The following is a 26,036-nucleotide window of genomic DNA, read 5'->3' on the forward strand; positions in this document are numbered from 1 at the left end:
CGGCCGCAGCCCACAACCTGCGGCCCGCCTCACCACCCCCTGATGTCCCCCACCGCGAAGCGGGGTCCGCGGCGTGGTGGGGTGACGGATGCCAGGAGGACGAGGCGGCACGCGCGGTGCCGTTGCCCCGCGTACGGCGCCAGGAGGTCGAGCATCGCCGCGTCGTCCGCTCCGCGCGCGCCCGTGAGGGCGTAGCCGACGATCGACGGCAGGTGCAGGTCGCCCACCGTCACCGCGTCGGTCGCGCCGTTGCTCCGCTGGAGCGTCTCCGCGGCCGTCCAGGGGCCGATGCCGGGGACCGCCCGGAGGCGTGCCGCGGCGGCGGATTCGTCCATGGCCGCCGCTTCCTCCAGGCGGGCGGCCACCCGTGCGGCCCGCACGATCGTCGCCGACCGCTTCCCGTCCACGCCCGCCCGGTGCCACTCCCAGGACGGGATCAGCGCCCAGCCGCGCGCGTCCGGCATCACCCGCATGCGCGGGCCGGGCCCGGGGGCCGGTTCGCCGTGCCGCTGGAGGAGCAGGCGCCACGCGCGGTACGCCTCGTCGCTGGTGACCTTCTGTTCCAGGACCGAGGGGATCAGGGACTCCAGGACCAGCCCGGTGCGGGCCAGCCGGAGGCCGGGGTGACGGCGGTGGGTCTCGTGCAGCAGGCGGTGGCGGGGCGTGAAGGCGCCGGGGTCGTCCGTACCGCCGAGGAGGGCCGGGAGGCGGTCCAGCAGCCAGTCCGCTCCGGGGCCCCACGCCTCCGCGCGCACCTGCCCGTCGCGCGCCGTCATGTGCAGCGTGCCGGGGCCGGCCGGGGTGCGGCTCGCGCGCCATACGGAGCCGTCCGGCGCGACCTGGAAGGCCGGGTCGCCGGGGCCGCGCGCCAGGACGCCCAGGGTGCGCCCGAGGTCGTACGGGCCGGGCGGGGCCCATGTGCGCGTCGCCATCCCGCCAGCCTACGTCGGCCCACCGACAGCCGGATGGCCTAATTCCGGTTGTTGGGCAGGAGATCCCCACAACCGGAATTCACCGGAACGTGTCGCTCGGCCCGGCCCCCGGGACGCCGGTGGTTACTGGTCCGAGGAGAACCTGATCGCCGACGGCGGGATCTCCGCGTCGCACCAGATCCGCGCCCCGGCCCGCAGCTCGTTGTCGGCGCCGACGTGGGCCCGGTCGCCGATGACCGCGCCGTCCAGGATCGTGCGCGCCCCGATCCGCGCCCCCGCGCCCACCAGGGAGTCGCGCACGTCCGCGCCCGCCTCGATGACCGCGCCGTCCAGGACCGTGCTGCCGTCGATCCGCGCGCCCGGCTCCACGCGGGCGCCCGCGCCGATCACCGTGCCGCCCGTGAGCTTGGCGTCCGGGGCGACCTCGGCGGTGTCCAGGACCAGCCGGTCGCCGCAGCGGCCCGGCACGGCCGGGGACGGCGCCCGGCCGAGCACCAGGTCGGCCGAGCCCCGGACGAACGCCTGCGGCGTGCCCAGGTCCAGCCAGTACGTGGAGTCGACCATGCCCTGGAGGTGCGCGCCCTCGGCGAGCAGCCCGGGGAAGGTCTCGCGCTCGACCGAGACGGGCCGGTCCGCCGGGATGGTGTCGATCACCGAGCGGTTGAAGACGTACGCGCCCGCGTTGATCTGGTCGGTGACGATCTCCTCGGGCGTCTGCGGCTTCTCCAGGAAGGCCGTCACCCGCCCGGTGGCGTCGGTGGGCACCAGGCCGAACGCCCGGGGGTCCTCGACCCGGGTCAGGTGCAGGGAGACGTCCGCGCCGGTCGTGCGGTGGGTGCAGACCAGCGCCTCGATGTCGAGGCCGGTGAGGATGTCGCCGTTGAAGATCAGTACGGGCTCGTCGGGCGCCGAGCGCAGCCGGGAGGCGACGTTGCGGATGGCGCCGCCGGTGCCGAGCGGCTCCACCTCGGTGACGTACTCCAGGTGCAGCCCGAGGGCCGACCCGTCGCCGAAGTACGGCTCGAAGACCTCCGCGAGATAGGAGGTCGCGAGCACGATGTGGTCGACCCCGGCCGCGCGGGCGCGCGCCAGCTGATGGGTGAGGAACGGGACGCCCGCCGCCGGAACCATGGGCTTCGGCGTATGCATCGTGAGCGGCCGCAGCCGGGTTCCCTTGCCCCCGACCAGGAGGATCGCTTCTGTCACCTTGTCGTCTCTGCTTCCTGCTGGGGCCGGGCCGTGATCGGCGGCCAGTGTATGCAGACCGGCGGGCGACTCCCGCCCCCGGTCAGCGGCCCTGCAGGCGGGCGGCTGCCGTACGGGTCGATCCCAGCCGGCTGTAGAGGCGGTCACCGGGGCACTCCGTGGCGTAGCCGTCGCGGTGTCCGGAGATGACCTTGAGCTTGACGGAGCTCCCCTTCTTGAACAGATTGCCGCCGCCCGACACCAGGTGTGTCGTGCCGCGCGGGTTGGCGCCGAACAGACCGAGCTTCCATGCGGTGAGGGAGGACAGGGCGTTCACCGCCGCGTTGGGCGGGCTGGAGCTGCCGAAGGTTCCGAGAACGGCGATGCCCATGCTGTTGGTGTTGAAACCGAGGGTGTGGGCGCCCATCACCGGTTTCGCCACCCCGCCCGCGCGGCCTTCGTAGATCGTGCCGCACCGGTCCACCAGGAAGTTGTAGCCGATGTCCCGCCAGCCGCTGCTCACAACGTGGTAGCGGTAGATACCGCGAATGACGGATGCTGAGTCGGAGCAGCTGTAGTTGTTGCCCGAGGCCGTGTGGTGGACGAAGGCGGCCTTCACGGTCTTGGTGTACGCGAAGCCCCGCTCGCGGAGCGATTCGTCGGCGCCCCAGCCCGCCCGGGTGACGATGCGGGGGCGGGAGGCGGTGTAGCGGCCGTCGGGGACGGCGTTCTCGCCGGAGTCGGCGGAGTCGCCGGGCCCGTCGTCGTCACTGCGGTCCCAGCCGCCCCGGGGGTCGCCGTCGTCGTCACCGTAGTCGTAGTCGTCGATCTCAGGGGTGTCCTCGGGTTCGTCCCCGGGCCGCCGGTCGCGGCGGACGGCCGTGGCGGAGAGGTCGGCCCGCGCGGCGGCCTTGGAGGCGGCCGGGATCTCGGTGGCGCCGAGCGGGGCGAGCGGCGCGTTGGCGGCCGAGCTGGCGCGTTCCTCGTCGGCGGGGTCGCTGGGGTCCGGCGGCGCGCCGGGCGCCCTGCGGGCGGGCCGGGCCGCCGGACCGCCGGGGTCGACGAGTTCGAGGCGCATGCCCGAGGGCAGGCCGCGGCCCTCGGGGGTGCGTTCGGTCACGACGTCGGGGTGCACCCGGAGCTGGATGGCGTCGGAGCGGCCGACCCACAGGGGCGCGGTGGAGCCGCGCAGCCGGCCGCGGCGGGCCTCGTGCGAGTCGAGGTCGGGGCGGTCGTCGTCGTGGGTCTGCACGTCCTGCCAGGCGGACCAGTCGTGGCTGCCCACCGCGCGGGTGCGCACCTGGGCCCGGCCGCGGAGTTCGGCGGCGGCGTCGTCCCACACGATGCCGACGAGGGAGAAGGGCTTGACCTCCCGCTGGGGTACCCCCTGTTCGGGGCCGGGCGACCCGGCGCGCGCCCCCGTGGCGCCGCCGAGCCGGACCAGTGGCAGGGACTGCGTCGAGCCCGGGACGGAGGTCCACGGGCCCGGTGAGGAGATCGTGCCGGAATGGGCAACCCCCGGCGGGGTCGCGAGCAGGGGCAGGGTGAGGGCGGCGGCGCAGGTGACCGTCGAGGAGACCAAGATTCCATGCATGACAGAAATCCTGGACATAAGGCGATAAATCTGTCCATTCAGAAATCCATGGGAAGTGACGGTGAGTCGGCTCCCGGGGCGCTGTCCCGACTGCCCGTCAACGTCCCCGCGGCGTACCCTGACGCGGATGAACGCCACCGATCGCACCCCCGCCGACCTGCTGCGTTCCGCGCTCGCCGCGGACCCGGCCCGCCCGCTCGTGACCTTCTACGACGACGCCACCGGCGAGCGCGTGGAACTGTCCGTGGCCACCTTCGCCAATTGGGTGGCGAAGACCGCCAATCTGCTGCAGGGCGAGCTCGCCGCGGAGCCGGGCGACCGGCTCGCGCTGCTGCTGCCCGCGCACTGGCAGACGGCCGTCTGGCTGCTCGCCTGTTCCTCGGCCGGGGTACTGGCCGAGGTCGGCGGCGACCCGGCCACCGCGGACCTGGTCGTGAGCGGCCCGGACACCCTTCAGGAGGCGCGCGCCTGTTCCGGGGAGCGCGTGGCACTGGCCCTGCGCCCGCTGGGCGGCCGCTTCCCGCAGCCGCCGGCGGGCTTCGCCGACTACGCGGTCGAGGTGCCGAGCCAGGGCGACCGCTTCGCCCCGTACGCCCCGGTGGACCCGGACGCGCCCGCGCTCGCCGTGGGCGGCCTGGAGCTGACGGGGGCCCAGCTGGTGGAGCGGGCGCGCACGGACGCGTTCCAGCACGGGCTGGACGCGGGTTCGCGGATGCTGTCCGGCCTGCCGTACGACACCTGGGACGGGCTGTCCGCCGGGCTGTTCGCCCCGCTCGCGGCCGGCGGGTCCGTGGTGCTGTGCCGGAACCTCGACCGGCTGTCGGGCGGCGGCCTGGAGAAGCGCCGGGAGAGCGAGCGCGTCACCGTGACGGCCCTCTGACGCTGCCGCATCGCCGCGGCCGCGCGATGATCGGGGGTGCGCGCCGCGACGGCGCGCACCACCCGTGAGGGAGGGCCGCCGCCGTGGACGAGCACAGCACCGCCGCGCCCTCCCCCGCGCCCCGGCGCAGACGCCGCTGGCTGCGCTGGCTGGCGCTGGGGCTGGCCGTGCTGACGCTCGCCGCGGTCGCGGTGGGCTGGGTGCTGTACGAGCGGCTCAACAGCAACATCACCACCGACACCGACACGGCGGACGAGCTGCGGCGCTACGAGAAGGAGCGCCCGACGGCCCTGGTGGCCGGGGCGCAGAACATCCTGATCATCGGCTCCGACAGCCGGGGCGGCCCCGGCAACGGGAAGTACGGCGAGGACAGCGGCACCCAGCGCTCGGACACCACGATCCTGCTGCACGTGGCCGCCGACCGGCGCAGCGCGACGGCCGTGAGCCTGCCGCGCGACCTGATGGCGACCATCCCGAGCTGCCGGCGGCCGGACGGCACCCAGACGAGCGAGCGGTTCGCCCAGTTCAACTGGGCCTTCGAGCTCGCGGGCCCGGCGTGCACCATCCGGACCATCGAGAACATCAGCCATATCCGGATCACGCACCACGTGGTGGTGGACTTCACCGGATTCAAGCAGCTGGTCGACGCGGTCGACGGCGTCGAACTGTGCCTCAAGCAGCCCATGGACGACCACGAGGCGCACCTGCGGCTCCCGGCGGGCCGTCAGGTCCTGCACGGGGAACAGGCGCTGGGGTTCGTCCGCGCCCGCTACAGCCTCGGCGACGGCAGCGACACCGAGCGGATGGGCCGACAGCAGGCCTTCCTGGGCGCGCTGTTCAACGAGATGCAGAGCAACGGCGTGCTGCTCAACCCGACACGGCTCTACCCGGTGCTCGACGCGGCGACCCGGTCGCTCACCACCGACGCGGGGCTCGGCTCGCTGCGCAAGCTGTACGACCTGGTGCGCACGGTACGGAACATCCCCAGCGACAAGGTCCAGTTCCTGACGGTGCCCCGCCGCCCGTACCCGTACAACACGGACCGCGACGAGCTCGTGCAGCCGGACGCGGACCAGCTCTTCCGGCAACTGCGGGCGGACCGGCCGGTGTCGGTCGGCAACAACGTACGGCCCGCCGACAGCAAGGGCCTGGGGGCCGTGGACGGCAAGCCCGGCGTCCCGCGGCCCGTACGGCACGGCAAGGCCGACGACCCCGTGGGGCCGGACTACCCGCTGGGGCTGGACGTGACGGAGAATCCGGCGCCGGCCACGCCGCCCGCCGAGGTCCCGAATCCGCCCGCGTTGTCCCCTTCCGCCTACCCTTCCCCCCTTTCCCCCGCTTCCTCGCCCTCCCCCACCGCACCGCCCACGTACGAGGGGACCACGGCCGCCCGCGGCATCTGCGGATGATCGCCACGAACCGTATGATCGGCCTTTCCGGCCCGGCGAAGGGATTGGGCAGATTGCCCAGTTGCGGGGGAGTGGAGTGTGTCACCGGCGTCGCTCGACGCTGAACTGGACGGATAGTGTGAGCGATCCGGTGCGCACGGCCGGGCTGATCGCGCACTGCAGACCGAATGTGACGAAGCGCCGCTGAGGGGGGCAGGCGCCGCGTGGCACCGACGGAGGATTCGAGCGACCGTGGACGCGCAAGGCCGTGGGCGGGCGGGCGGCACCGACCCCGCCGACCAGTGGGTCTTCGACCCCAAGACCGGCAGCTACGAGCTGCGTCTCGACCAGGCCGAGGGGGCGGGCCCGGGGCCGGGACAAGGTGCCGCACCGCCCGCGGCCCTCACCACCCCTTCCTCCGCCGCGAGTTCCTTCGTCCCGTCGGGCGCCGCCGCCCCGGCGCCGTCCGTCTCCCCGTCCCCGAAGCCCACCGGACCCAAGGCGCCCAAGGCCGGTTCCGGCCGCCGCCCGGTGCCCGGACAGCGCGGCGGCGGTGGCCGTAGGGGCGGGGGCGGCGGGGACCGGACCGCCACGGACCGGCGCAGGCCCAAGCCCAGGAAGACCGTCAAGAAGAAGGTCATGATCTGGACGGGCGGCACGCTCGCCTTCGTCCTGGTCGGCGGCTCCCTGGGCGCGTACCTGCTCTACGAGCACTTCAACAACAACATCAACAAGGTCGACGTGGGTGTGGACAACGCCGCCGTCACCAAGGGCCCGGTGAACATCCTCGTCATCGGCACGGACAAGCGCTCCGGCAAGGGCAACGAGGGCTACGGCGACGACGGCAGCGTCGGGCACGCCGACACCACGCTGCTGTTCCACATCTCCGAGGACCGGTCGAACGCGACGGCGATCTCCATCCCGCGCGACATGATCACCGACATCCCGGAGTGCACGACCAAGCAGGGCGGGAAGACGACGGCCATCCCGGGCTCGAAGGGCGTCCGCTTCAACGAGAGCCTGGGCCAGGAGGACCGCGACCCGGGCTGCACCTGGCGGACCGTCGAGCAGATCACCGGTCTGAAGGTCAGTCACTTCATGATGGCCGACTTCAACGCCGTCAAGCAGCTGTCCTCCGCGGTCGGCGGCGTCGAGGTCTGCCTGGCCAAGGACATCGACGACCCCAAGTCGCACCTCAAGCTCGGCAAGGGGCGGCACGAGATCGAGGGCGAGGACGCGCTCGCGTTCGTGCGGACCCGGCACACCGTCGGCTTCGGCGGCGACCTGGACCGCATCAAGCTCCAGCAGCAGTTCCTGAGTTCGATGATCCGGAAGATGAAGTCCGGGGACACCTTCACCAACCCCAAGAAGCTCTACGACCTGGGTGACGCGGCGACCAAGTCGCTCACCGTCGACACCGGCATAGGCTCCGTCAGCAATCTGACGAAGCTGGCGAAGGACCTCAGCCGGGTCAACACCAAGAACATCACCTTCGCGACCCTGCCGGTCGTCGACAACCCCGCCGACGGCAAGGTCCGCAAGACCGTCCTCATCGACAAGCCCAAGGCCGATCCGCTGCTGGCCATGGTCAAGCAGGACGTCTCCCTGACCGAGGTCAAGGAGAAGGAGAAGAAGAAGCAGGATCAGGCGGACGCCCAGCAGGAGGCCCTGCTCAAGGGGCCCAAGGCGGAGCCCGCGGCGGTCCGCGCCAAGGTCCTCAACGGCAGCGGCAGGATCGGCGCCGCCCAGGAGGCCGTCGCCTGGCTGCAGAACTCCAAGGGCATGCCGCGCACCAGCAACGGTGGCAACGCCCCCGGCGGCAAGAAGGTCGACAGAACGGTGCTGGAGTTCGCGCCCGACCAGGCCGACCAGGCGCGCAGGCTCGCCGACGCCATGGGACTGCCCGCCGACGCCCTCAAGCAGTCCAAGGCCGCGGCGGGGCCGATGGCGGAGATGACGCTCACGCTGGGCGCCGACTTCAAGGCCGCGGGCACCCCCGTCTCGGCACCCGCCGCACCGGAGAAGGCGCCGGACGGCATCCAGAAGGCCGAAGCGGACGACAAGAACATCTGCGCCAAGTAAACCTGGGCGCCGTACAAACGCATCTCAGTGTTACGAGAGACGTCACGAGAAACACCTCGAGAGACGTTACGAGACAACGCGCCTGCCCGTCGGGCTGGAAGCACCATTCAGGGGAGGCCCGATGCGGGAGAGCAGTGTGCGGGGGCCGCGCTCGCGCGGCCGCGTCCCGGGAGCGCGTGACGGCGGCGGGGGGAAGAAAGGGGACGGGCCCGGCAAGGGATCCGGCAAAGGATCCGGCGGGGCGTCCGGAAAGCCGTCCGGGAAGCCGTCCGGAGAGAACGGCACCCCCAAGCCGGGCGGCCGTACCCGCGCCGCCCGAATAGCCCGCTGGACCGCGCTCTGCGTCGCGGTCCTGGTCCTCGGCACGGCCACCGCGGGCTACTTCTACTACGAGCACCTCAACGGCAACCTCAAGAAGGACGCGCTCAACCTCGGCGACAAGCGGCTCGACCGGAGCGCCGCCAACGCCGCGGGCCAACGCCCGCTGAACATCCTCGTCCTGGGCTCGGACAGCCGGAACACCCCGGAGAACGTCGCCCTCGGCGGTGCCCGCGACGACGCGGGCCGCAAGCCTCTCGCCGACGTCCAGATGCTGGTGCACGTCTCCGCGGACCGCACGAACATGTCGGTCATCAGCGTCCCGCGCGACACCCGGGTGACGATCCCCAAGTGCACCGACCCGGAGGACGGGAAGGTCTACCCCGAGACCAGCAGCCAGATCATCAACACCAGCCTGATGAACGGCGGTCCGGGCTGCACGGTCGCCGCCTGGGAAGAGCTCACGGGCATCCCCGTCGACCACTTCATGATGATCGACTTCTCGGGTGTGGTGAGCATGGCGGACGCCGTCGGCGGCGTCCCCGTGTGCGTCGACAACAACGTCTACGACGACAAGTCCGGGCTGCGGCTGACGAAGGGCACGCACAAGGTCAAGGGCGAGCAGGCCCTCCAGTGGCTGCGCACCCGCCACGGCTTCGAGGACGGCAGCGACATCGGCCGGACCCACGCCCAGCACATGTACATGAACGCGATGGTCCGTCAGCTGAAGTCCGGTACCAAGCTCACCGACCCGGGCCAGCTCACCGGCCTCGCCGAGTCCGCCACCAAGGCGCTCACCGTCGACAAGGACCTGGGCTCGGTCAAGAAGCTCTACGACCTGGCCGACGACCTCAAGCAGGTGCCGTCCGGCCGGATCACCATGACCACCATGCCGTGGACGACCGACCCGCAGGACCCGGACGCCCACGTCGTCCCCAAGCCCGGTGACGCGGACAAGCTGTTCTCGCTCGTCCGCAACGACATCGCGCTCGACGGCAAGGACAAGAAGAAGGACCCCAGGAACGCGCCGTCGACGCCGGCCGCGCCCAAGGGCGACATCCCGGTGACCGTGTTCAACGGCACGGGCACCGCCACCCAGCCCGTGGCCACCGGCCGGGGCAGCGACATCGCCGCGTTCCTCGTCAAGCAGGGCTACACCAAGGCGACCGCCGACTCCACGCCGCGCTCGCAGCTCGACACGACGCTGAGCTACTCCAAGGCCTCCCAGCGCGCCGGCGCCGAGGCCCTGGCCAAGGCGCTCGGGCTGCCGGAGACGGCGGTACGGATGTCCACCGCCGTGGAGGAGCTGACGCTGGTCATCGGCGGCGACTGGCGCTCGGGCACCGCCTACCCGAAGGCCCAGGAGGAGGAGAAGCAGGACCGGAAGCCGGACGACGGCGGCGGCCAGGAGCAGAAGGACTCCAAGGACCCCAAGGACTCCAAGCCGAAGGAGGCCGACAACAAGGCCCCCGAGAGCGCGGACCCCCTGAACGGCAACGACACGTCGGCCTGCATGAAGGTCAACTCGCTGAATCGTTTCTGAGCCGGATCGTTTCCGACCGGATCGTTTCCGAACCGGGGCCGGGCCAGGGGGCTCCCCGCCCCTTCTCCACGCGGGAAGGGGCGGAACGGACGGAACGGACGGTCAGTCGTTCCTGACCGCCGGCCGCCGGCTGGCGATCACGCGCTTCGCCAGCGAGCGGGGGCTGGTCAGGAAGCCGTAGCCCCACGACATGTGCATCGTCGCGAGCGCGACGGGAATCTGCGCCCGTGCCTTCAGCGGCAGGCCCTTGCCCGCGGGCACCGAGCCCGCCACGATCGCCGCCAGGTACCCGCCCGGCACCACGAAGCCCCACGGGCTGACCGCCGCCCCCACGACGACGCCCGCCGCGATGGCCACGACGGCCGTCGGCGCCGCCAGGTAGCGGAGGTTGATCGACCCCTGGTGGTAGCGCGCCACGACGTGCCGCCAGCGCCCGTAGTCCTTGTACTGCTTGGCGAGCGCCTTCACGGAGGGCCGCGGCCGGTAGGAGACCTTGAGCTCGGGCGAGAACCAGATCAGCCCGCCGGCCTCGCGGATGCGGAAGTTCAGCTCCCAGTCCTGGGCGCGGATGAACTCCTCGTTGTAGCCGCCCTGCCGCTCCAGCGCCTCGCGCCGGAAGACGCCCAGATACACGGTTTCGGCGGGCGCGGCCGCGCCGCCGGTGTGGAAGGCGGCGTTGCCCACGCCGATCCTGGAGGTCATGGCGGCGGCGACGGCCTCCTCCCAGGCGTTCTCGCCCTCGGCGTGCATGATGCCGCCGACGTTCTGCGCGCCGGTCTCCGCCAGCAGACGCACGGCCGTCGCGATGTAGTCCGGCGAGAGCATGCCGTGCCCGTCGACGCGCACCACGACCGGATGGCGCGACGCCTTGATCGCGGCGTTGAGGGCGGCGGGGGTGCGGCCGGTGGGGTTCGGCACGGTGTGGACCCGGGGGTCCTCCCGTACGAGCTCGGCGGCGATCTCGTCCGTGCGGTCCGTGGAGGGGCCGAGGGCGATCACGACCTCCAGCTCTCCGGCGTACTCCTGCTCCAGGATGTGCCGCACGGACGTGCGCAGGTGCCGCTCCTCATTGAGCACCGGCATGATCACGGAAACGGCGGGCGGCTGCTGTTCGGGCATGGTTCCTCGGGGGTACGGGGGTCACCCACCCGGCGGGGCCGGGGTCGGCGGAATCGTCGGTCACGTTACCGCCAATGGCGGACACCGGCGTTCTCCGGCCGGGTGGCCGGGTGACCCGAACGGCGTGGAGATGCGGTCCTTTCATCGTATTGACCTACTGTTGCCGATCCCTGGCCCGCCCCAGGACCGCCCCTGGACCCGTCCATCGCGGAGGTCTCGGACATGACCGCACCGGCCCGCCCCCCTCACCAGCGCGGCCCGCGCCACGGTGCCCCCCGCCCGCCCCACTGGGGGCGGCGCGTCGCGATGGCCGCCGCGCTGGCGGTGCTGGGCACCGCGGGCGTCGGGCACGCGGTCATGAAGGGGATCGACAGCCGCATCGGCCGGGTCGACGCCTTCCGCGGCCTGTCGGACCGGCCGCCGGTGACCAGCCGGGGCACCAACCTCCTCCTGGTCGGCACGGACGACCGCGACACGATCACGCCGGACGAGCGCAGGCGCTACCACCTGGGCGGCTCGCCCTGTCACTGCACCGACACGGTGATGCTGGTGCACCTGTCCGCGGACCGCGACCGGGCCAGTGTGGTCAGCCTGCCGCGCGACACCTACACCGAGATCCCCGGCCGGCTGGACGACGCCGGGCGGCCGCACCCCGCGCACGTGCAGAAGCTGAACGCGGCCTACGCGGAGGGCGGCCCCAGCCTGTCCGTCCGGACCGTGGAGCATCTGACCGGCGTCCACATCGACCACTATCTGGAGGTCGACTTCGCCAGCTTCATGCGGACCGTGGACGCGCTGGGCGGCGTACAGGTCTGCACGGCCCGGCCGCTGCGCGACTCCTACAGCGGGCTGGACCTGCCGGTGGGCACCAGCACCCTCAACGGCGGCCAGGCCCTGGAGTACGTGCGCTCCCGCCATCTGGAGCGGGTCTCCGACCTCGGACGGATGCGACGGCAGCAGCGCTTCCTCGCGTCCCTGCTGCACCGGGCGGGCGAGGACGGGGTGCTGCTGAACCCGGTGCGGTTCCAGCGGGTCGCCGCCACCCTGCTGGGCTCGGTCCGCGCCGACAAGGGCTTCGGCAGCGGTGAGCTGGTCGCCCTCGGGCAGACCATGAAGAACCTGACGCCCGCCGCCACCGAGTTCGTCTCGGTGCCCGTCGCCGTCGTCGACTATCCGGTGCCGCGCGTCGGCTCGACCGTGAAGTGGGACGAGGCGGGCGCCTCGAAGATCTTCGAGGCGCTGCGCGAGGACCGCCCGCTCACCACACCCCGGACCCGGGACGCGAAGGACCAGGACGGCAGGGCGGCGGTCCCGGTCGAGGTGGAGCCCGCGCTGGTGCGGGTGCAGGTCTTCAACGGCAGCGGCCGCGTCGGTCTCGCCCGCGCCACGGACGCGGCGCTGCGCGCCACGGGCTTCGGCACGACCGGCCTGCCCGCCGACGCTCCCGCGCGGGCCGTACTGCCGCGCACGGTGATCGCCTTCGACCCGCGCTGGGACCGCTCGGCACGCACCCTGGCCGCGGCCCTCCCGGGCGCGGAGCTCCGCGCGGTGCCGGGCCAGGGCCCCCTGATGAGGGTCACCCTGGGCACGGACTTCACGGGCGTCCGCCAGGTACGGGTGCGGGACCAGCACCAGGACCCGACGGAGGCGGTCACGGGCGACCAGGTGGTGTGTCCCTAGCCTGTTCCCGGACGTCGGCCGCCGGGTCCGTCACAACCTGCGGGCCGGGCGCGTGCCCGCCGTACGCCGATGCGGTCCGGGGTCCGGGGCGAAGCCCTGGCGTCGGGCCCGTGGTCAGTCCGACAGACCCTCCGCCGCGCGGTTCTCCCGCAGCTCCATGATCGCCCGGCGGCGGGCCAACCGGTGCGTGCGGCGGATCTGCGCCTCCTGGTGGCGCCGCCGGTCCTTCTCCGTCTCGGGGACCACGCGCGGGACGCGCCGCGGCTTGCCGTCCCCGTCGACCGCGGCGAAGACCAGGTACGCGCTGCCGACCTGGACCGCGGGCGTGGACTCGTTCCACCGCTCCGCCATCACCCGCACCCCGACCTCCATCGAGCTGCGGCCCGTCCAGTTGACCTGGGCCTGCACATGGACGAGGTCCCCGACCTTGACCGGTTCGAGGAAGGCCATCTCGTCCATGGAGGCCGTGACCGCGGGACCGCCGGAGTGCCGTCCGGCGACCGCACCGGCGACGTCGTCCACCAGTTTCATGATCACGCCACCGTGGACCGTGCCGAGCAGATTGGTATCGCCCGCGGTCATGATGTGGGAGAGGGTCGTGCGCGAGGCGGACGTCGGCTTCTCCGGTATGTCCGACTCCTGGCCGGGGTCCTGAATGGTCATGTCCACCACTGTATGCCGGGCCGTGCCGGAGGACCGGCTGTGCATCAGCTCTGCAACAGCCCCGCCCCGATCACGCACCGGGCGGGCTGTCGGCCGTACGGGCGGGCACACTCGATGGCATGAGCGATTGGCCCGAAGAGCGGCAGAACCACCGGTATGGGCGCGGCAGCACCGGCGCCGATCCGGAGGGTGCTCGCGCCATGCCGCACGTCAGGCGCGAGGCGCCGCCGCGTCCGTACCCGCCGCTGCCCGGCCAGAACACCGGCGGGGCGGCGACTCCCCCGGCCCCTCCCGGCGCCCGGCGTGACGACGGTTACAGCACCGGCCAGGTGTACGGGCACGGCGGTCCGGCCGGGCCGGGGCGCGGCACCGGTGGCGGTGGCGGTGGCGGTGGCGGCCGGGGTCCCGGCCGCCGCGCGGCCCGCACCAGCCCGCCGAACTGGCGCAAGAGGATCGTCGTCGGCCTGGTCGCGTTCGTGGTGCTGCTGCTGGCGGTCTCCGTCGGTACGTACTTCTGGGCGGACTCGAAGATGCGCCGCGAGGTCGACCTGGGCAAGTTGGCGGACCGGCCCGCGAGCGGCAAGGGCACGAACTACCTGATCGTGGGGTCCGACAGCCGGGAGGGCCTGTCGGAGCAGGACAAGAAGGACCTGCACACGGGGTCGGCGGACGGCAAGCGCACCGACTCGATGATGATCCTGCACACGGGCGACAACGGCACGACGATGCTGAGCCTGCCCCGCGACTCGTATGTGATGATCCCCGCGTTCACCGGGCCGAAGACCGGCAAGCAGTTCCCGGCGTCCACACACAAGCTCAACCAGGCGTACGCGGACGGCGGCGCCGAACTGCTCATCCGGGCGGTCGAGTTCAACACCGGGCTGCACATCGACCACTACGCGGAGATCGGCTTCGGCGGCTTCCGCAATCTGGTCGACTCGCTGGGCGGCGTGGACATGTGCATCGACAAGCCGATCAAGGACCGGGACTCGGGCGCCGACTTCAAGGCGGGCTGCCAGACGCTCGACGGCAAGCAGTCGCTGGCCTTCGTCCGCCAGCGCCACCAGGAGGCCGACCAGGACCTGGGCCGGATGCGCAACCAGCAGAAGTTCCTCAACACCCTGGCCAAGCAGGCCGCTTCGCCGTCGACGGTGCTCAACCCGTTCCGGCTCTACCCCGTCATCGGCTCCGGCCTGGACACGCTCATCGTCGACAAGGACATGGGGCTGACGGACCTGATGTCGATGTTCTGGTCGATGAAGGGCGTCACGGGCGGGGACGGCAAGCAGCTGACCGTGCCGATCGCCACCGCGAACCTGCCGACGCGGAGCGACGGCGTGGCGGTCAAGTGGGACACGGCGAAGGCCAAGCAGCTCTTCGACCAGCTCAAGAACGACGAGAAGGTCACCGACCCCGCGTCGTGACACCCGGCGCGGCCGGCTCCGGGCTCAGGTGGGCTCGGGGCCGGTCGCGTCGATGACGGCGAAGACGCCGCCCTGCGGGTCCTGCACGACGGCCATCCGGCCCGCCATCATGTCGAACGCCGGCTTGAGGACGTTGCCGCCCGCGCGGACCAGCGCGGCGACCGTGCTGTCGGTGTCGTCGACGGAGAAGTACGTCAGCCAGTGCGAGGGCGCGTCCGGCGGGCCGTCGATGTTCGCGAGGGACTGCATGCCGCCGACGGTCCGGCCGTCCACATTGAGCGCGAAGTAGCCGTCCGCGCCCTCCATGGGGGCGGCGGTGATGCCCAGCGCCTTGGTGTAGAAGGCCGAGGCGGCGGCCGTGTCACGAGTGTTGAGCTCGTTCCAGATGATCGCGCCGGGCTCGTTGACGACGCCCGCGCCGGGGAAGTCCTTCGCCTGCCAGAGGCCGAAGACGGCGCCCGTGGGGTCGCTCGCGACGGCCATCCGGCCGAGTTCGAGGACGTCCATGCCCGGCATCATCACCTGACCGCCGTTGCCCGTGATCGCCTTCTCGGCGGCGTCCACATCGGCCGTCGCGATGTAGGTGGTCCACACGGTCGGCGGTGTCGGGTCGGGCTTGCTGCCGTCCGGGTTCATCGCGGTCATGATCCCGGCCACCGGTTTGCCGTTGAGCGAGCAGACCGCGTAACCGCCGGTCTCCGGCGGTCCGGTCTCGCCCTGCCAGCCGAAGAGGTCGCGGTAGAAGTCGAGGGCGGCTTGCTGGTCGGGCACCATCAGGTCGACCCAGCAGGGGGTGCCGGGCGCGTAGGGGCCGGTGACGTCGGGCATTCCGTGTGCCTCCAGAGGACGGCGCGATCGGTGGACCCCCCGTGCCCACCACGATCTCCGCCACCACCGCACCGCGCCACCGGCGCTGGCCCGTCCGGGGCCCGGGAGGGCTCAGGCCCTCGGCCGGGTGAAGCGGATGCGGTTGCCGAAGGGGTCGCGGAGACCGCGGTCCGTGCCGTACGGGCGGTCCGTGGGCTCCTCGGTGAACTCGACGCCCCGGGCCAGCAGCGTCGCGTAGGTCCCGCGGCAGTCGTCCGTGGTGAAGATGAGCCAGCCGCCCATCGCGCCCTTGGTCACCAGCTCGCGGACCTGCTGGGCCGTCTCCTCGGACATCGCCGGAGCGCCCGGCTTCTCCAGCAGGATCTGGCGCTCCGGGTGGCCGGGGACGCTGACGGTCAGCCAGCGCATGAAGCCCATGTCGACGTCGGCGGTGACCTCCAGGCCGAGCTTGCCGACGTAGAAGTCGAGGGCCTCGTCCTGGTCGAGGACGTATATCTGCGATTGCGTGATGGCGTTGAACATGGGGACCACGCTACTGAGCGACCCGGCCGAAAACTTATCCGGAACTGCTCGATGTGGCCGGCCGCGTCCACGCCATCGTGAAGCACGTCGGTACGCCCGTGGGCACGGCCTCCTTGCGGTACGTCCTCGGCGACCGGCCGACGATGTCGCGGAACGTGCGGCTGAAGGTCCCCGGGCTGCCGAAGCCGACCTCGAAGCAGATGTCCGTCACACTGCGGTCGGTCGACCTCAGCAGGAACATCGCCCGCTCGACACGGCGGCGTTGCAGATACCGGTGCGGCGTCTCACCGAACGTGGCCCGGAAGGTGCGCGCGAAGTGCGCCTCCGACACCAGGGCGATCCGGGCCAGCGCCGGGACGTCCAGCGGCTGGGCGTACGCGCGGTCCATCGCGTCCCGCGCCCGGAGCATACGGCGGTTGGTGTCTTCTGCGGCGCGGCTCACGACGCCATCACATCACGGCTCACCGTCGCCGTGGATCCATTATCTGCGCGCATGACCATGCCTGTCACCATTCCTCCGAACGATCTTCGGGCCGATATGCACCTCTAGCGTTGTCGACGCCAGAACAGCCGCACCCACCCGGACCTTTGGAGACGACGTGATACCACCCGGCATCGCCGCACTGGCGGCGGAACTCACGGGCATGGCCGAGGCCGACCACCGGATGTCCCACCGCGCCAACGGCGACGACCCCTCCGACCAGTTGGCCTGGCGGCGTCTCACCGCGCGTCACGGCGACCGGCTCGCCCAGATCATGGACGAGCACGACTGGCCGACGGCCGACCTGGTCGGTGCGGACGCGGCACAGGCCGCCTGGCTGATCGCCCAGCACGCCGACCGTCAGCTCGACGTCCAGCGCCGCGCGCTCCACCTGATGGCACAGGCGGTGGCAGGGGGCACGGCCGACCCGCGCCAACTGGCCTTCCTGCGCGACCGGGTGCTGGTGAACGACGGCCGCAAGCAGATCTGCGGCACTCAGATCGCCGGGGTCCGGGACGGTGCCCCCGTCCCCTGGCCCTGCGAGGAACCGGAGCGCGTCGACGAACTGCGCGCGGAGGCCGGAATCGAGCCGTTCGCCGAGTACGTGGCCAGGTTCCCGGTCAGCTGACGGTCCGGGGGACGGCTGGACGTCCGGTCAGCCCCACCAGGCGGGTAACACGTCGATCGACCAGACGTCGCCGGCCTGCTGTTCCTCCGGGTCGTCGGGGTCGTGGTCCCCGTGGCCGTACGGGCAGGGGTCGACGACGGCGTGGATCCGGGCGCCGGTCTCCACGACGCGGTAGCGGCACATGTCGTGCTGCTCGTCCTCGGCCTCGACCGTCATCCCCTGTGCCTCGATGCCCGCCCGCAGTTCCTCGAACCGCACCCGGCGCGCGAACGCGCCGTACTCCCGCACGAGCGCCCGCGGCACGGTGTCCGCGTCGCCGTGGATCAGCCGGTGCGGCTTGACCCCGAACCCGAAACAGGAGTCCGGCCCGTCGGCCCCGGGGGCGAAGGAGACGTCCACCAGCCCGTATTGCACCTGGTACGCGCTTCCGCCGCCGGGGTCGACGAACCCCTCCCCCAGGACGGCTTCCCACGCGCCGGGTTCCGCGTGGACGCCCGCCCCGAGGATGTCGCAGCGGGTGGCGGCACGGACGTAGAAGTCCAGGTCGGACACGGGCGGGGCTCCTTGCGCCTGGTGATACGGGCATGCCGCGGGGCGGGCGGGTCACCGGACCCACCCGCCCCGACAGCACCACAGGCTACTTCGGCAAGTTGCGCGCCATGACGATGCGCTGGACCTGGTCGGTGCCCTCGTGGATCTGGGTGCTTCACGGGAAACATGGCTCTGACCTGTGCAGACACCCCCTTCCGAGGGGGCCTCCCCAGCATTTCCCCAGCATGGGCACGGGGCTCCGAGTGCTACGGCAGCCCCTGTTCTGCGCCGGAAGCTGCGAGCCCCCGTCCGGGCATCAACCCGAACGGGGGCCCTTCTCCCTCACCGCCGAAGCGGCACCCCAGCGAAGGGGCGGACCGGGTCGTGAGCCCTCACGCGTCCGTGAGGGGCGGCCACCGTCGCGGCCTCTCTGCCGTTGCCTGGTCGGAGGACTGCCGCTCACAGCGCCGGGAGATCACCACATCTCACGCTGCGAGCGGCCTACCCGAGACGCGCGGGAATGGATTCCGCCCAACCCTGCGTCCGGGATCTTGCAGCGGGGTACGGTGCCCCGCTCGTCTCAGTGCTGCCGCTGCTCTGCGCAGAGGTCGCACGGGAAGCGGCACGGTGGGCGGTCGGCCTCTTGGGGGATGTAGATCACCCCGGAATGCGCATCCGCTACCCCGCCGTACTTGGTCCACCATCCCCCGGGAGAGTCCGCGTACGGGCCGTCAGGGTCGTCTATGAGGCTCACCAGCTCCGGGGCCGGTAACAGGCTCAGGGGGCGCCTGCAAAGGCTCGCGGGGGTCACTGAGCAACCGCCCGTTCTCGTCGGGCGAGCCGTCCCGCCAGGACCGATCCCGGCGGAGGCGTGACGACCGTGGGGCACGTCGAGATTTCCAAGAAGAGGCGATGCCCCTCCTTGTCGGTGTGCGCCTTCTGCTGCTTGTCGGCTGCCGCCCGGTCGTCCAGGGCGCGGAATTCCCAGCGGCACGGGGTGTCGTGCTCGGGGTCGTCGTCGTGCTTGACCACGTCCCGGCAGATGACCACGTACTCAGCGGCGGCGTCCGGGTCCGGCGCGGTAGACCAGTCAGCGAACTTAAAGGACTGGCGGGTCACTTGGCGCCTCCAGCCTTGGTGGCGCACTCCTGGTGCCAGTAGACGGCCACGGGGGATGGGGAAGCCTGTTCGTTGTCCCCTCGTCGGCAGGGGGTATCAGTGGGGATGGGTTTCCGGCACTTCCCGCACGTGTGCCCCGCCGGGGCATAGGTCACATACTTGTACGGGCGCCCGGTCTCGCGTGTTCTCGCCATCGTTGCTGTCCCCTCGCGTAGGTAGCGAAGGACGGTAAGCGGAACGGGAACTCGTGAGAGACCCAAACTGTCCCCCTCAGCTCGCTAGTACCTGTACCTCCTCGGCAAGTGCCATCGCGTCCGACTTCAGCGGCCCACGGGCTTCCTTCGCCAGGTCATAGACCAACCCCCGGGCAACCGGCGTGAACCGCACCGTCTCCGGCGACGCCTCCACAGCGCGACTCATCCAGTGCAGCGCCCCGGCATGGTCCTTCCTCTGCTTCTGCGCGCGCCCAAGCTCGATCAGCACCCGCGAACGGCGCTCAACGCTCGGGACCATTTCCAGGTCCACCGTTTCGGCTCGGCTCATCGCTGTCCCGGGCGTCCGGAGGTCGGTGGCGACGCTGACGGCGTGGATGTCCGCGTTGCCCCTGCCGAACACCGTCCATGAATGCGCGTAGCCAGCGGGCAGCCGGTTCGCGGTGTGGTCGGCCTCGTCCCAGTGTCGCCACGCGTTGCCCTCAGCGCCCTCACGAGCGTGCGTAATGGCTGCATGGAGGTGAAGGGCCCCATAGACGCCCCGAAGGTCGTCAGGGCCCGTCTCCAGGTGCGGCTTGATGGCCTCGGCGGCCTCAGTGACAACGCGGATCGCCTCTTCGGCATAGCCGGACTCGCGGAGCCCGTTCGCCCACGTCCAGGACGCCCCAGCGAGGCACAACGGACTGTCGGCTTCTTGCGCAGCGTTCCTGCCACGGTCGGCAATCAACCAATACAGCTCAGGCTCGACGGCGAACGCGGCGGCCTGCTGTGCGAGGTGGTACACGTCGGCAAGGACGGCGTACGCCTTCCGCCGCTCCGGCCCGTCGAGACGGCGGGGCAGCGCGGAAGCGTCCCGGATGAGCCCGGGGAGAAGGCCGGAGACCTCCGACCGCTGGAAGCGGGACGAGTGCCACAACCGCCATGCCTCAGCCACACGCCCCCGGAGCACGTCCACGCTCGGTGGCTCATCCGGGACGGCGAACAGCGGGCCCCGCAAGGCGTCACGAAGGTCAGCGATACCGGGCAGTACGAGCCGCGCGGACGGGCTTACCGGGGAGGGCACGGGATCACCCGTCAAGGTGGTCAGGTCGCTGATCTTCAGCGCGGTTGCGAGCCTGACAAGGAGGGTGTGGTCACGTAGCTGCCGCTCGCCAGACTCGACCTTCTTCAACCAGTCGGGGCCACGGCCAACTAGTCCAGCAAGCACAGGCCGCGTCATCCCGCGCCGTTCTCGGTAGAACCGGACACGCTCCCCAGTCGTCATCCCGGCCAGGTCTGTCATAGCCGCTCCTATTACGAAGTCAAGCCCTTCCGGCCAGCGTACGCCGTGTGGCCAGCGCGAACGAGTCTTGTTCGGAGGTCAGTTGACGCCCACCCGCGAGGTGATCGAAACCTGGCCCGGGGAGCCTGCACTCAGGGCGCGTACGTCGCGCTTGAGCTGGGATCGCCAGACGGGCTCAGGGCTGAACTTTGGCAGCACCCTGCCCCCCCTGTGCCGACACGGCAAAAGACCGCCTGCCGGGCGGACAAACGGTCTCTCAGGTCTCAGGGCGCAGCAGGTTACGACGCTTCGCCCAAGGCCCGGTACAGAGTCGCCCTGGACACTCCGAGGGCCTTGGCGATGACCGTGACGCTCTCTCCCTTCGCGTGCCGGGCACGGGCCACGGCAAGCTTGTCGGCGTCCATCACGGTCGGTCGTCCGCCGTGGTTGCCGTTGCGGGCCGCAGTCTCCAGTCCCTCCAGCGTCTTCTCCCGTATGCCTTCCCGCTCCACCTCAGCGCTGACAGCGAGCACGGCGAAAGGGCGTGAACACTCCGTTGCCGGCGCCTTCTCCGGCGCTCTGGCCGATCCCTGCGGGCCGGTCACAGGTCTCTGTCCAGATGACACCCGGCGGCGGGGACGCTTCGCTTCGGCTGACGTTCCAGCCGCGCCACGAAACGTACTAGAAGCAAGACGCCCCCGGGGACCGGGGGCGTCGGGAAGGCCGGCTACTTCCAAAGCTGGTAATCGCTGGAGTTGGGCTTATTCGTGTAGACCCTGCCCGCGTCGCTGCTGTCGAGACTCAGGCCCGTCTGGTAGTTGACGATGCGCCAACCCTTTGGCGTCTTCTGCTGCCACCACATCTGGTACTTGCCCTCGTTGCACTTGTTCAAGTAGACCCTGCCCGCGTCGCTGCTGTCGAGGCAGAGGTTGTCGGGGAATGAGGGTTTCACCGAAATCCGATAGATCCCTTGACCATCAGACGTTTCCTTGATGGCATGTTCGATCCATTCGAAACCAGACTTGCAATCGGTCGAAGGCAGTGTGCGAACCTCAGAGTGCCCGTCAGTGTTCAGACACCTCTTGGTGGCTACGTTTCTCCACGTCACCCTTTCGCCATCACGGGCGGAGGCCTCGCCTGAAGTCACAACTACTGCCAGCGGCGCTATTACTGCCGCTGCCGCCAGATGAGCAAGGGCCTTCTTCTTCACGCTGTTTCCCCTCATGTGAATACCAAGTTGGACGTGGTCAGTCGCCAACTCGAAGATATGGCTGCTAGCTCCAACGCTGGTACTTACCGCCGTTGTCGGGCTTTGTGTACACCTTGCCGCCGTCGCTGCTGTCGAGAACGCGGCCTGTCGCAACGTTGGTGAGCTTCCATCCAGTGGAGGTCTTGACTTGCTTCCACTTCTGGTAGTTACCAGAGTTGCACGGGTTCAGGTAGACCCTGCCCGCGTCGCTGCTGTCGAGGCAGAGTTCCCCCTTGAAACCGTTCGCCGAAATCCGGTAGATCCCTTGCCCGGAAGAGTCTTCACGGATGGCATGATCGGTCCATTGGAAGCCGGCGGAACAATCGCTCTGACGCATAGTGGAAACATCATGCTCCCCGTCATGAGTCAGGCACCTGTTGGTGGCCACGTTTCTCCACGTGACCTTCTCGCCATCACGGGCAGAAGCCTCCCCCGAAACCCCAACCACAGCCAGCGGGGCTATGGCTGCGGCTGTCGCCAGATGCGCCAATGCTCTCTTCTTCACGCTGTTCCCCCTCTGTGGATAGCGAGTTGGGCGCGGTCGGCCGCCAACTCGAAGATCATTTATAGCACGACCTTCACGGGGGGAGGCAGCTTGAGATATCGGGTCTATGTCCGCTCCCGCCCCGGGAGTAATGCTCGCGCCGGCGTCGCCAGGACCCACCGGGGGCGCCTTCTCCGGACCCTGTGCGGGTATGCAGCTTTCGGGCCGGCTACGGGAGGGAACTCCCCTCCCGTAGCTCCGTGACCTCTCCGTCGCTCCCGCTCGTCGGGGCTCCAACTTCTATTGGCCTGGACCGGTTGACTCCCGAAGAGTCAAGACGGGCCAGCTTGCCAGAGAGCATGAGGAAGCCCCTGGGCTTCTGGCTCAGGGGCTTCTCGCAGCTTCACGCTTAGCTCTTATAGCTCACCTCTAAGAGCTCCTTACTCCGCTCTTAGAGCTCAGAACTCATAACTTAGTCCCCGTTGGAGCGGGGGAATGGAATGCCCAGGCTCCATGCGCAAGTTGGTACCGGCGGCAGTGGGGCAGGTCCCAGGGGGATGTTGCCGGAAAGGCGCCGCTGGCGACCGGGTTGTCGGGGTCCGGGCAATCCAAGGCCCAGCGGCTGACGACGCGAGAGGTCCTGGCCATCCTGGACGGGTGCCCTGCTCGATACCGCGCGATGGTTTGGCTGATGGCCGGCTGCGGCCCGCGGCTCGGCGAGGCCATGGCCGTGGCCGTGGCCGTGGCCCGCGACGAAGAGGAGCCCGGGAGGATCGCGCCCCTTCCGCCGAACGTCGCGTTCGAGCTGCGGCGGCACATCAAGAACCACGGGACGTGGGGCCCGGACGTACTCCGGCAGCACTACCACTACATCTTCGAGGGCGCCGGGCAGCGCGGCAGGGCGGCCATCGCAACGATGCTCACGCCCGGCGCGGACGATCCCACCGAACGGTCCGCGGTGGCCTGACACCACCCAGACGAACAGCCCCCGGCATCAAGCCGGGGGCTGTGTCGTTTGTGCAGGTCAGCAAATAGTTTTGGCCCAGCGTCAGCTACTTCGGCAGGTTCCTGGCCATCACGATGCGCTGAACCTGGTTCGTGCCTTCATAAATCTGCGTGATCTTGGCGTCGCGCATCATGCGCTCGACCGGGTAGTCGCGGGTGTAGCCGTAGCCGCCGAGGAGCTGGACGGCGTCCGTGGTGATCTCCATGGCCGCGTCGGAGGCGTAGCACTTGGCGGCGGCGCCGTAGAAGGTCAGGTCGGAGTCGAGGCGCTCGGACTTCGCGGCGGCCGCGTACGTCAGCTGGCGGGCGGCCTCCAGCTTCATCGCCATGTCGGCGAGCATGAACTGGATGCCCTGGAAGTCGGCGATCGGCTTGCCGAACTGCTTGCGCTCCTGGACGTAGCCCTTGGCGTAGTCCAGCGCGCCCTGCGCGATGCCCAGCGCCTGCGCCGCGATGGTGATGCGGGTGTGGTCGAGGGTCTTCATCGCGGTGGCGAAGCCGGTGCCCTCCTCGCCGATCATGCGGTCGGCGGGGATGCGGACGTTGTCGAGGTAGACCTCGCGGGTCGGGGACCCCTTGATGCCGAGCTTCTTCTCCGGCGCGCCGAAGGAGACGCCCTCGTCGGACTTCTCCACCACGAAGGCGGAGATGCCCTTGGAGCGCTTCTCGGGGTCGGTGACGGCCATCACCGTGTAGTACTCGGAGACGCCCGCGTTGGTGATCCAGCGCTTCACGCCGTTGAGGACGTAGTGGTCGCCGTCGCGGACGGCCCTGGTCTTCATGCCGGCGGCGTCGGAGCCCGCGTCGGGCTCGGAGAGGCAGTACGAGAACATCGCGTCGCCCTTGGCGAGCGGGCTCAGGTAGCGCTTCTTCAGGTCGTCCGAGCCGGACAGGATGACCGGCAGGGAGCCCAGCTTGTTGACCGCCGGGATCAGGGAGGACGAGGCACAGACGCGCGCGACCTCCTCGATGACGATCACCGTGGCCAGGGCGTCCGCACCGGCGCCGCCGAATTCCTCGGGGACGTGCACGGCGTGCAGATCGGCGGCCGCCAGGGCGTCGAGCGCCTCCTGGGGGAAGCGCCCCTCCTCGTCCACCTCGGCGGCGAACGGCGCGATCTTCGCCTCGGCGAGCTGGCGCACGACCTTGCGGAGCTCGTCGTGCTCCTCGGCCGGCCGGTACAGGTCGAAGTCCTTTGATCCCGCCAAGGCGTACTCCCCTGAGAGTTAACTACCGTTTAGTAACACCAAGTCTAGGGGCGCCCCCGCGGCGGGGACTACGTGAGCTTGCCGACAGCGGAGGGCGACGGGGGCGACGGAAGATCCACCGATCATCCTTCCCGGCCGGGCCCCGACTATGCTCGGGCCACGCAATCCGGCCCCCCACGGCCGCCCCATCCGTAACTGGAGCACCATATGGCCCTCAAGATCACCGTGATCGGCACCGGCTACCTCGGCGCCACCCACGCCGCGGCCATGGCGGAGCTCGGTTTCGAGGTGCTGGGCCTGGACGTGGTGCCCGAGAAGGTCGCGATGCTGTCGCAGGGCCGGGTCCCGATGTACGAGCCGGGCCTGGAGGAACTGCTCCGCAAGCACGTCGCCGGGATCGAGGGGTCGACCGGCCGGCTGCGCTTCACCACCTCCTGGGAGGAGGTCGGCGAGTTCGGCGACGTCCACTTCGTCTGCGTGAACACCCCGCAGAAGCACGGCGAGTACGCCTGCGACATGTCCTACGTCGAGGCCGCCGTCTCCTCCCTCGCGCCCGTGCTGCACCGGCCCGCGCTGGTCGTCGGCAAGTCCACCGTCCCCGTCGGCAGCGCGGCCCGGCTCGCCCGGCTGCTCACCGAGCTGGCCCCGGCGGGCTCGGACGTGGAGCTGGCCTGGAACCCGGAGTTCCTGCGCGAGGGCTTCGCCGTCCAGGACACCCTGCACCCCGACCGGATCGTCGTCGGCGTCGCCGGTGAGCGCGGTGAGAAGCTGCTGCGCGAGGTGTACGCGACCCCCGTCGGCGAGGGCACGCCGTTCGTCGTCGCGGACTACCCCACCGCCGAGCTGGTGAAGACCGCCGCGAACTCCTTCCTCGCCACCAAGATCTCCTTCATCAACGCCATGGCGGAGGTCTGCGAGGCCGCCGACGGCGACGTGGTGAAGCTGGCGGAGGCCATCGGCCACGACGAGCGGATCGGCAAGAAGTTCCTGCGGGCGGGCATCGGCTTCGGCGGCGGCTGCCTCCCCAAGGACATCCGCGCCTTCATGGCCCGCGCGGGCGAGCTGGGCGTGGACCAGGCGCTGACCTTCCTCCGCGAGGTCGACTCCATCAACATGCGCCGCCGCGGCCACATGGTCGAGCTCGCCCGGGAGACGGTGGGCGGCAGCTTCCTCGGACAGCGGGTGGCCGTCCTCGGCGCCACCTTCAAGCCGGACTCGGACGACGTACGGGACTCCCCGGCGCTCAACGTCGCCGGGCAGATCCACCTCCAGGGCGGACAGGTCACGGTCTACGACCCCAAGGGGACGGAGAACGCGCGGCGGCTCTTCCCGACGCTCGCCTACGCGCCGAGCGCGCTGGAGGCGTGCCGGGGGGCGCATGCCGTCCTCCACCTGACCGAGTGGGCGGAGTTCCGCGAGCTGTCGCCCGCGGCGCTGGGCGAGGTGGTGGCGGAGCGGCACATTCTGGACGGGCGCAATGCGCTGGACGCTGGCGCTTGGCGTGCGGCTGGGTGGACGTATCGCGCCATGGGGCGGCCCCGGGCGTAGCCCCCTCCCCGGACCTTTCCGGCTGTCCCGCCGTTACTGCCTGTGGCGGGGGCGGCCTGCGGCCGCGTCCTCAAACGCCGGTCGGGGCCCAGTTCGGGTCCCGACAGGGCGGCGGCGTGGACGGTGGACACCATCGGGGTGTGCAGGGGCGC

At 70.8% G+C, this 26,036-nt stretch carries 24 protein-coding genes; 9 read left to right on the forward strand and 15 right to left on the reverse strand.

The genetic code is table 11. The annotated features are described in order from the left end of the window. Positions 1-29: 29 nt before the first annotated feature. The 3 genes from ACWD4A_RS24030 to ACWD4A_RS24040 all read right to left on the reverse strand — a co-directional run bounded on the left by ACWD4A_RS24030 (position 30) and on the right by ACWD4A_RS24040 (position 3,711). Positions 30-932, reverse strand: coding sequence for a DNA-3-methyladenine glycosylase family protein (locus ACWD4A_RS24030; protein ID WP_451197088.1), 903 nt, complete (start codon positions 930-932; stop codon positions 30-32). 123 nt (positions 933-1,055) lie between these two features. Further along, on the reverse strand, positions 1,056-2,138 hold the full coding sequence (locus ACWD4A_RS24035; RefSeq protein WP_451197090.1) for a sugar phosphate nucleotidyltransferase: 1,083 nt from the start codon (positions 2,136-2,138) through the stop codon (positions 1,056-1,058). A gap of 82 nt (positions 2,139-2,220) precedes the next feature. Continuing rightward, a complete protein-coding gene (locus ACWD4A_RS24040; protein WP_451197091.1) occupies positions 2,221-3,711 on the reverse strand; it encodes a peptidoglycan recognition protein family protein in 1,491 nt (496 codons plus the stop codon). 127 nt (positions 3,712-3,838) lie between these two features. Between ACWD4A_RS24040 and ACWD4A_RS24045 the strand changes: the two genes are divergently transcribed. From ACWD4A_RS24045 to ACWD4A_RS24060, 4 genes are all read left to right on the forward strand, one after another. After that, positions 3,839-4,591: a TIGR03089 family protein gene (locus ACWD4A_RS24045; RefSeq protein ID WP_451197092.1), complete on the forward strand. Its 753-nt coding sequence runs from the start codon at positions 3,839-3,841 to the stop codon at positions 4,589-4,591. Positions 4,592-4,674: 83 nt separating this feature from the next. After that, positions 4,675-6,000, forward strand: a complete 1,326-nt coding sequence (locus ACWD4A_RS24050; RefSeq protein WP_451197093.1) for an LCP family protein — start codon at positions 4,675-4,677, stop codon at positions 5,998-6,000. A gap of 231 nt (positions 6,001-6,231) precedes the next feature. Beyond that, on the forward strand, positions 6,232-8,061 hold the full coding sequence (locus ACWD4A_RS24055; RefSeq protein WP_451197094.1) for an LCP family protein: 1,830 nt from the start codon (positions 6,232-6,234) through the stop codon (positions 8,059-8,061). Between the two features lie 121 nt (positions 8,062-8,182). Next, positions 8,183-9,922, forward strand: coding sequence for an LCP family protein (locus tag ACWD4A_RS24060; protein WP_451197095.1), 1,740 nt, complete (start codon positions 8,183-8,185; stop codon positions 9,920-9,922). Positions 9,923-10,024: 102 nt separating this feature from the next. Here ACWD4A_RS24060 and ACWD4A_RS24065 read toward each other — a convergent pair whose 3' ends face one another. Then, the gene (locus tag ACWD4A_RS24065) at positions 10,025-11,041 is read right to left on the reverse strand and encodes a glycosyltransferase family 2 protein (RefSeq protein ID WP_451197097.1); all 1,017 of its coding nucleotides are present in this window, start codon (positions 11,039-11,041) and stop codon (positions 10,025-10,027) included. 222 nt (positions 11,042-11,263) lie between these two features. Between ACWD4A_RS24065 and ACWD4A_RS24070 the strand changes: the two genes are divergently transcribed. Beyond that, complete coding sequence (locus tag ACWD4A_RS24070; RefSeq protein ID WP_451197098.1) at positions 11,264-12,721, forward strand: LCP family protein; 1,458 nt, start codon at positions 11,264-11,266, stop codon at positions 12,719-12,721. 114 nt (positions 12,722-12,835) lie between these two features. Here ACWD4A_RS24070 and ACWD4A_RS24075 read toward each other — a convergent pair whose 3' ends face one another. Beyond that, positions 12,836-13,384, reverse strand: coding sequence for an acyl-CoA thioesterase (locus ACWD4A_RS24075; protein WP_451197099.1), 549 nt, complete (start codon positions 13,382-13,384; stop codon positions 12,836-12,838). Positions 13,385-13,503: 119 nt separating this feature from the next. Between ACWD4A_RS24075 and ACWD4A_RS24080 the strand changes: the two genes are divergently transcribed. Beyond that, a complete protein-coding gene (locus ACWD4A_RS24080; protein ID WP_451197100.1) occupies positions 13,504-14,808 on the forward strand; it encodes an LCP family protein in 1,305 nt (434 codons plus the stop codon). 24 nt (positions 14,809-14,832) lie between these two features. Here ACWD4A_RS24080 and ACWD4A_RS24085 read toward each other — a convergent pair whose 3' ends face one another. The 3 genes from ACWD4A_RS24085 to ACWD4A_RS24095 all read right to left on the reverse strand — a co-directional run bounded on the left by ACWD4A_RS24085 (position 14,833) and on the right by ACWD4A_RS24095 (position 16,600). Then, positions 14,833-15,636, reverse strand: a complete 804-nt coding sequence (locus ACWD4A_RS24085; protein WP_451197102.1) for a VOC family protein — start codon at positions 15,634-15,636, stop codon at positions 14,833-14,835. 111 nt (positions 15,637-15,747) lie between these two features. Then, the gene (locus ACWD4A_RS24090) at positions 15,748-16,158 is read right to left on the reverse strand and encodes a VOC family protein (RefSeq protein WP_451197103.1); all 411 of its coding nucleotides are present in this window, start codon (positions 16,156-16,158) and stop codon (positions 15,748-15,750) included. A gap of 34 nt (positions 16,159-16,192) precedes the next feature. Then, the gene (locus ACWD4A_RS24095; protein ID WP_451197104.1) at positions 16,193-16,600 is read right to left on the reverse strand and encodes a helix-turn-helix domain-containing protein; all 408 of its coding nucleotides are present in this window, start codon (positions 16,598-16,600) and stop codon (positions 16,193-16,195) included. A gap of 160 nt (positions 16,601-16,760) precedes the next feature. On the opposite strand from ACWD4A_RS24095, the gene ACWD4A_RS24100 reads away from it, so the two are divergent. Then, a complete protein-coding gene (locus ACWD4A_RS24100; RefSeq protein WP_451197117.1) occupies positions 16,761-17,267 on the forward strand; it encodes a DUF6624 domain-containing protein in 507 nt (168 codons plus the stop codon). 27 nt (positions 17,268-17,294) lie between these two features. On the opposite strand, the gene ACWD4A_RS24105 is transcribed toward ACWD4A_RS24100, so the two are convergent. The 6 genes from ACWD4A_RS24105 to ACWD4A_RS24130 form a co-directional block, all read right to left on the reverse strand. Further along, a complete protein-coding gene (locus ACWD4A_RS24105) occupies positions 17,295-17,819 on the reverse strand; it encodes a hypothetical protein (RefSeq protein WP_451197105.1) in 525 nt (174 codons plus the stop codon). A 786-nt stretch (positions 17,820-18,605) separates the two neighbouring features. Then, positions 18,606-18,917 (reverse strand): DUF7848 domain-containing protein, encoded by a 312-nt coding sequence (locus ACWD4A_RS24110; RefSeq protein WP_451197106.1) that lies wholly within the window; start codon positions 18,915-18,917, stop codon positions 18,606-18,608. A 270-nt stretch (positions 18,918-19,187) separates the two neighbouring features. Continuing rightward, entirely contained in the window at positions 19,188-20,411 is a 1,224-nt protein-coding gene (locus ACWD4A_RS24115) for a helix-turn-helix domain-containing protein (protein WP_451197107.1), read from the reverse strand. A gap of 278 nt (positions 20,412-20,689) precedes the next feature. Further along, positions 20,690-20,923, reverse strand: a complete 234-nt coding sequence (locus ACWD4A_RS24120; RefSeq protein WP_451197108.1) for a recombinase family protein — start codon at positions 20,921-20,923, stop codon at positions 20,690-20,692. Between the two features lie 194 nt (positions 20,924-21,117). Then, positions 21,118-21,600 carry an RICIN domain-containing protein gene (locus tag ACWD4A_RS24125; RefSeq protein WP_451197109.1) on the reverse strand — a complete coding sequence of 161 codons (483 nt, stop codon included), beginning with the start codon at positions 21,598-21,600 and terminating at the stop codon, positions 21,118-21,120. A 64-nt stretch (positions 21,601-21,664) separates the two neighbouring features. Then, a complete protein-coding gene (locus ACWD4A_RS24130) occupies positions 21,665-22,144 on the reverse strand; it encodes an RICIN domain-containing protein (protein ID WP_451197110.1) in 480 nt (159 codons plus the stop codon). Between the two features lie 670 nt (positions 22,145-22,814). On the opposite strand from ACWD4A_RS24130, the gene ACWD4A_RS24135 reads away from it, so the two are divergent. Further along, positions 22,815-23,090, forward strand: coding sequence for a hypothetical protein (locus ACWD4A_RS24135; RefSeq protein WP_451197112.1), 276 nt, complete (start codon positions 22,815-22,817; stop codon positions 23,088-23,090). Between the two features lie 85 nt (positions 23,091-23,175). On the opposite strand, the gene ACWD4A_RS24140 is transcribed toward ACWD4A_RS24135, so the two are convergent. Then, positions 23,176-24,336 carry an acyl-CoA dehydrogenase family protein gene (locus tag ACWD4A_RS24140; protein WP_451197113.1) on the reverse strand — a complete coding sequence of 387 codons (1,161 nt, stop codon included), beginning with the start codon at positions 24,334-24,336 and terminating at the stop codon, positions 23,176-23,178. A 207-nt stretch (positions 24,337-24,543) separates the two neighbouring features. Here ACWD4A_RS24140 and ACWD4A_RS24145 point away from each other — a divergent pair, with 207 nt between their 5' ends. Further along, positions 24,544-25,884 (forward strand): UDP-glucose dehydrogenase family protein, encoded by a 1,341-nt coding sequence (locus ACWD4A_RS24145; protein ID WP_451197114.1) that lies wholly within the window; start codon positions 24,544-24,546, stop codon positions 25,882-25,884. The last annotated feature ends 152 nt before the right edge of the window (positions 25,885-26,036 follow it).

The organism is Streptomyces sp. NPDC002537, assembly GCF_053594975.1.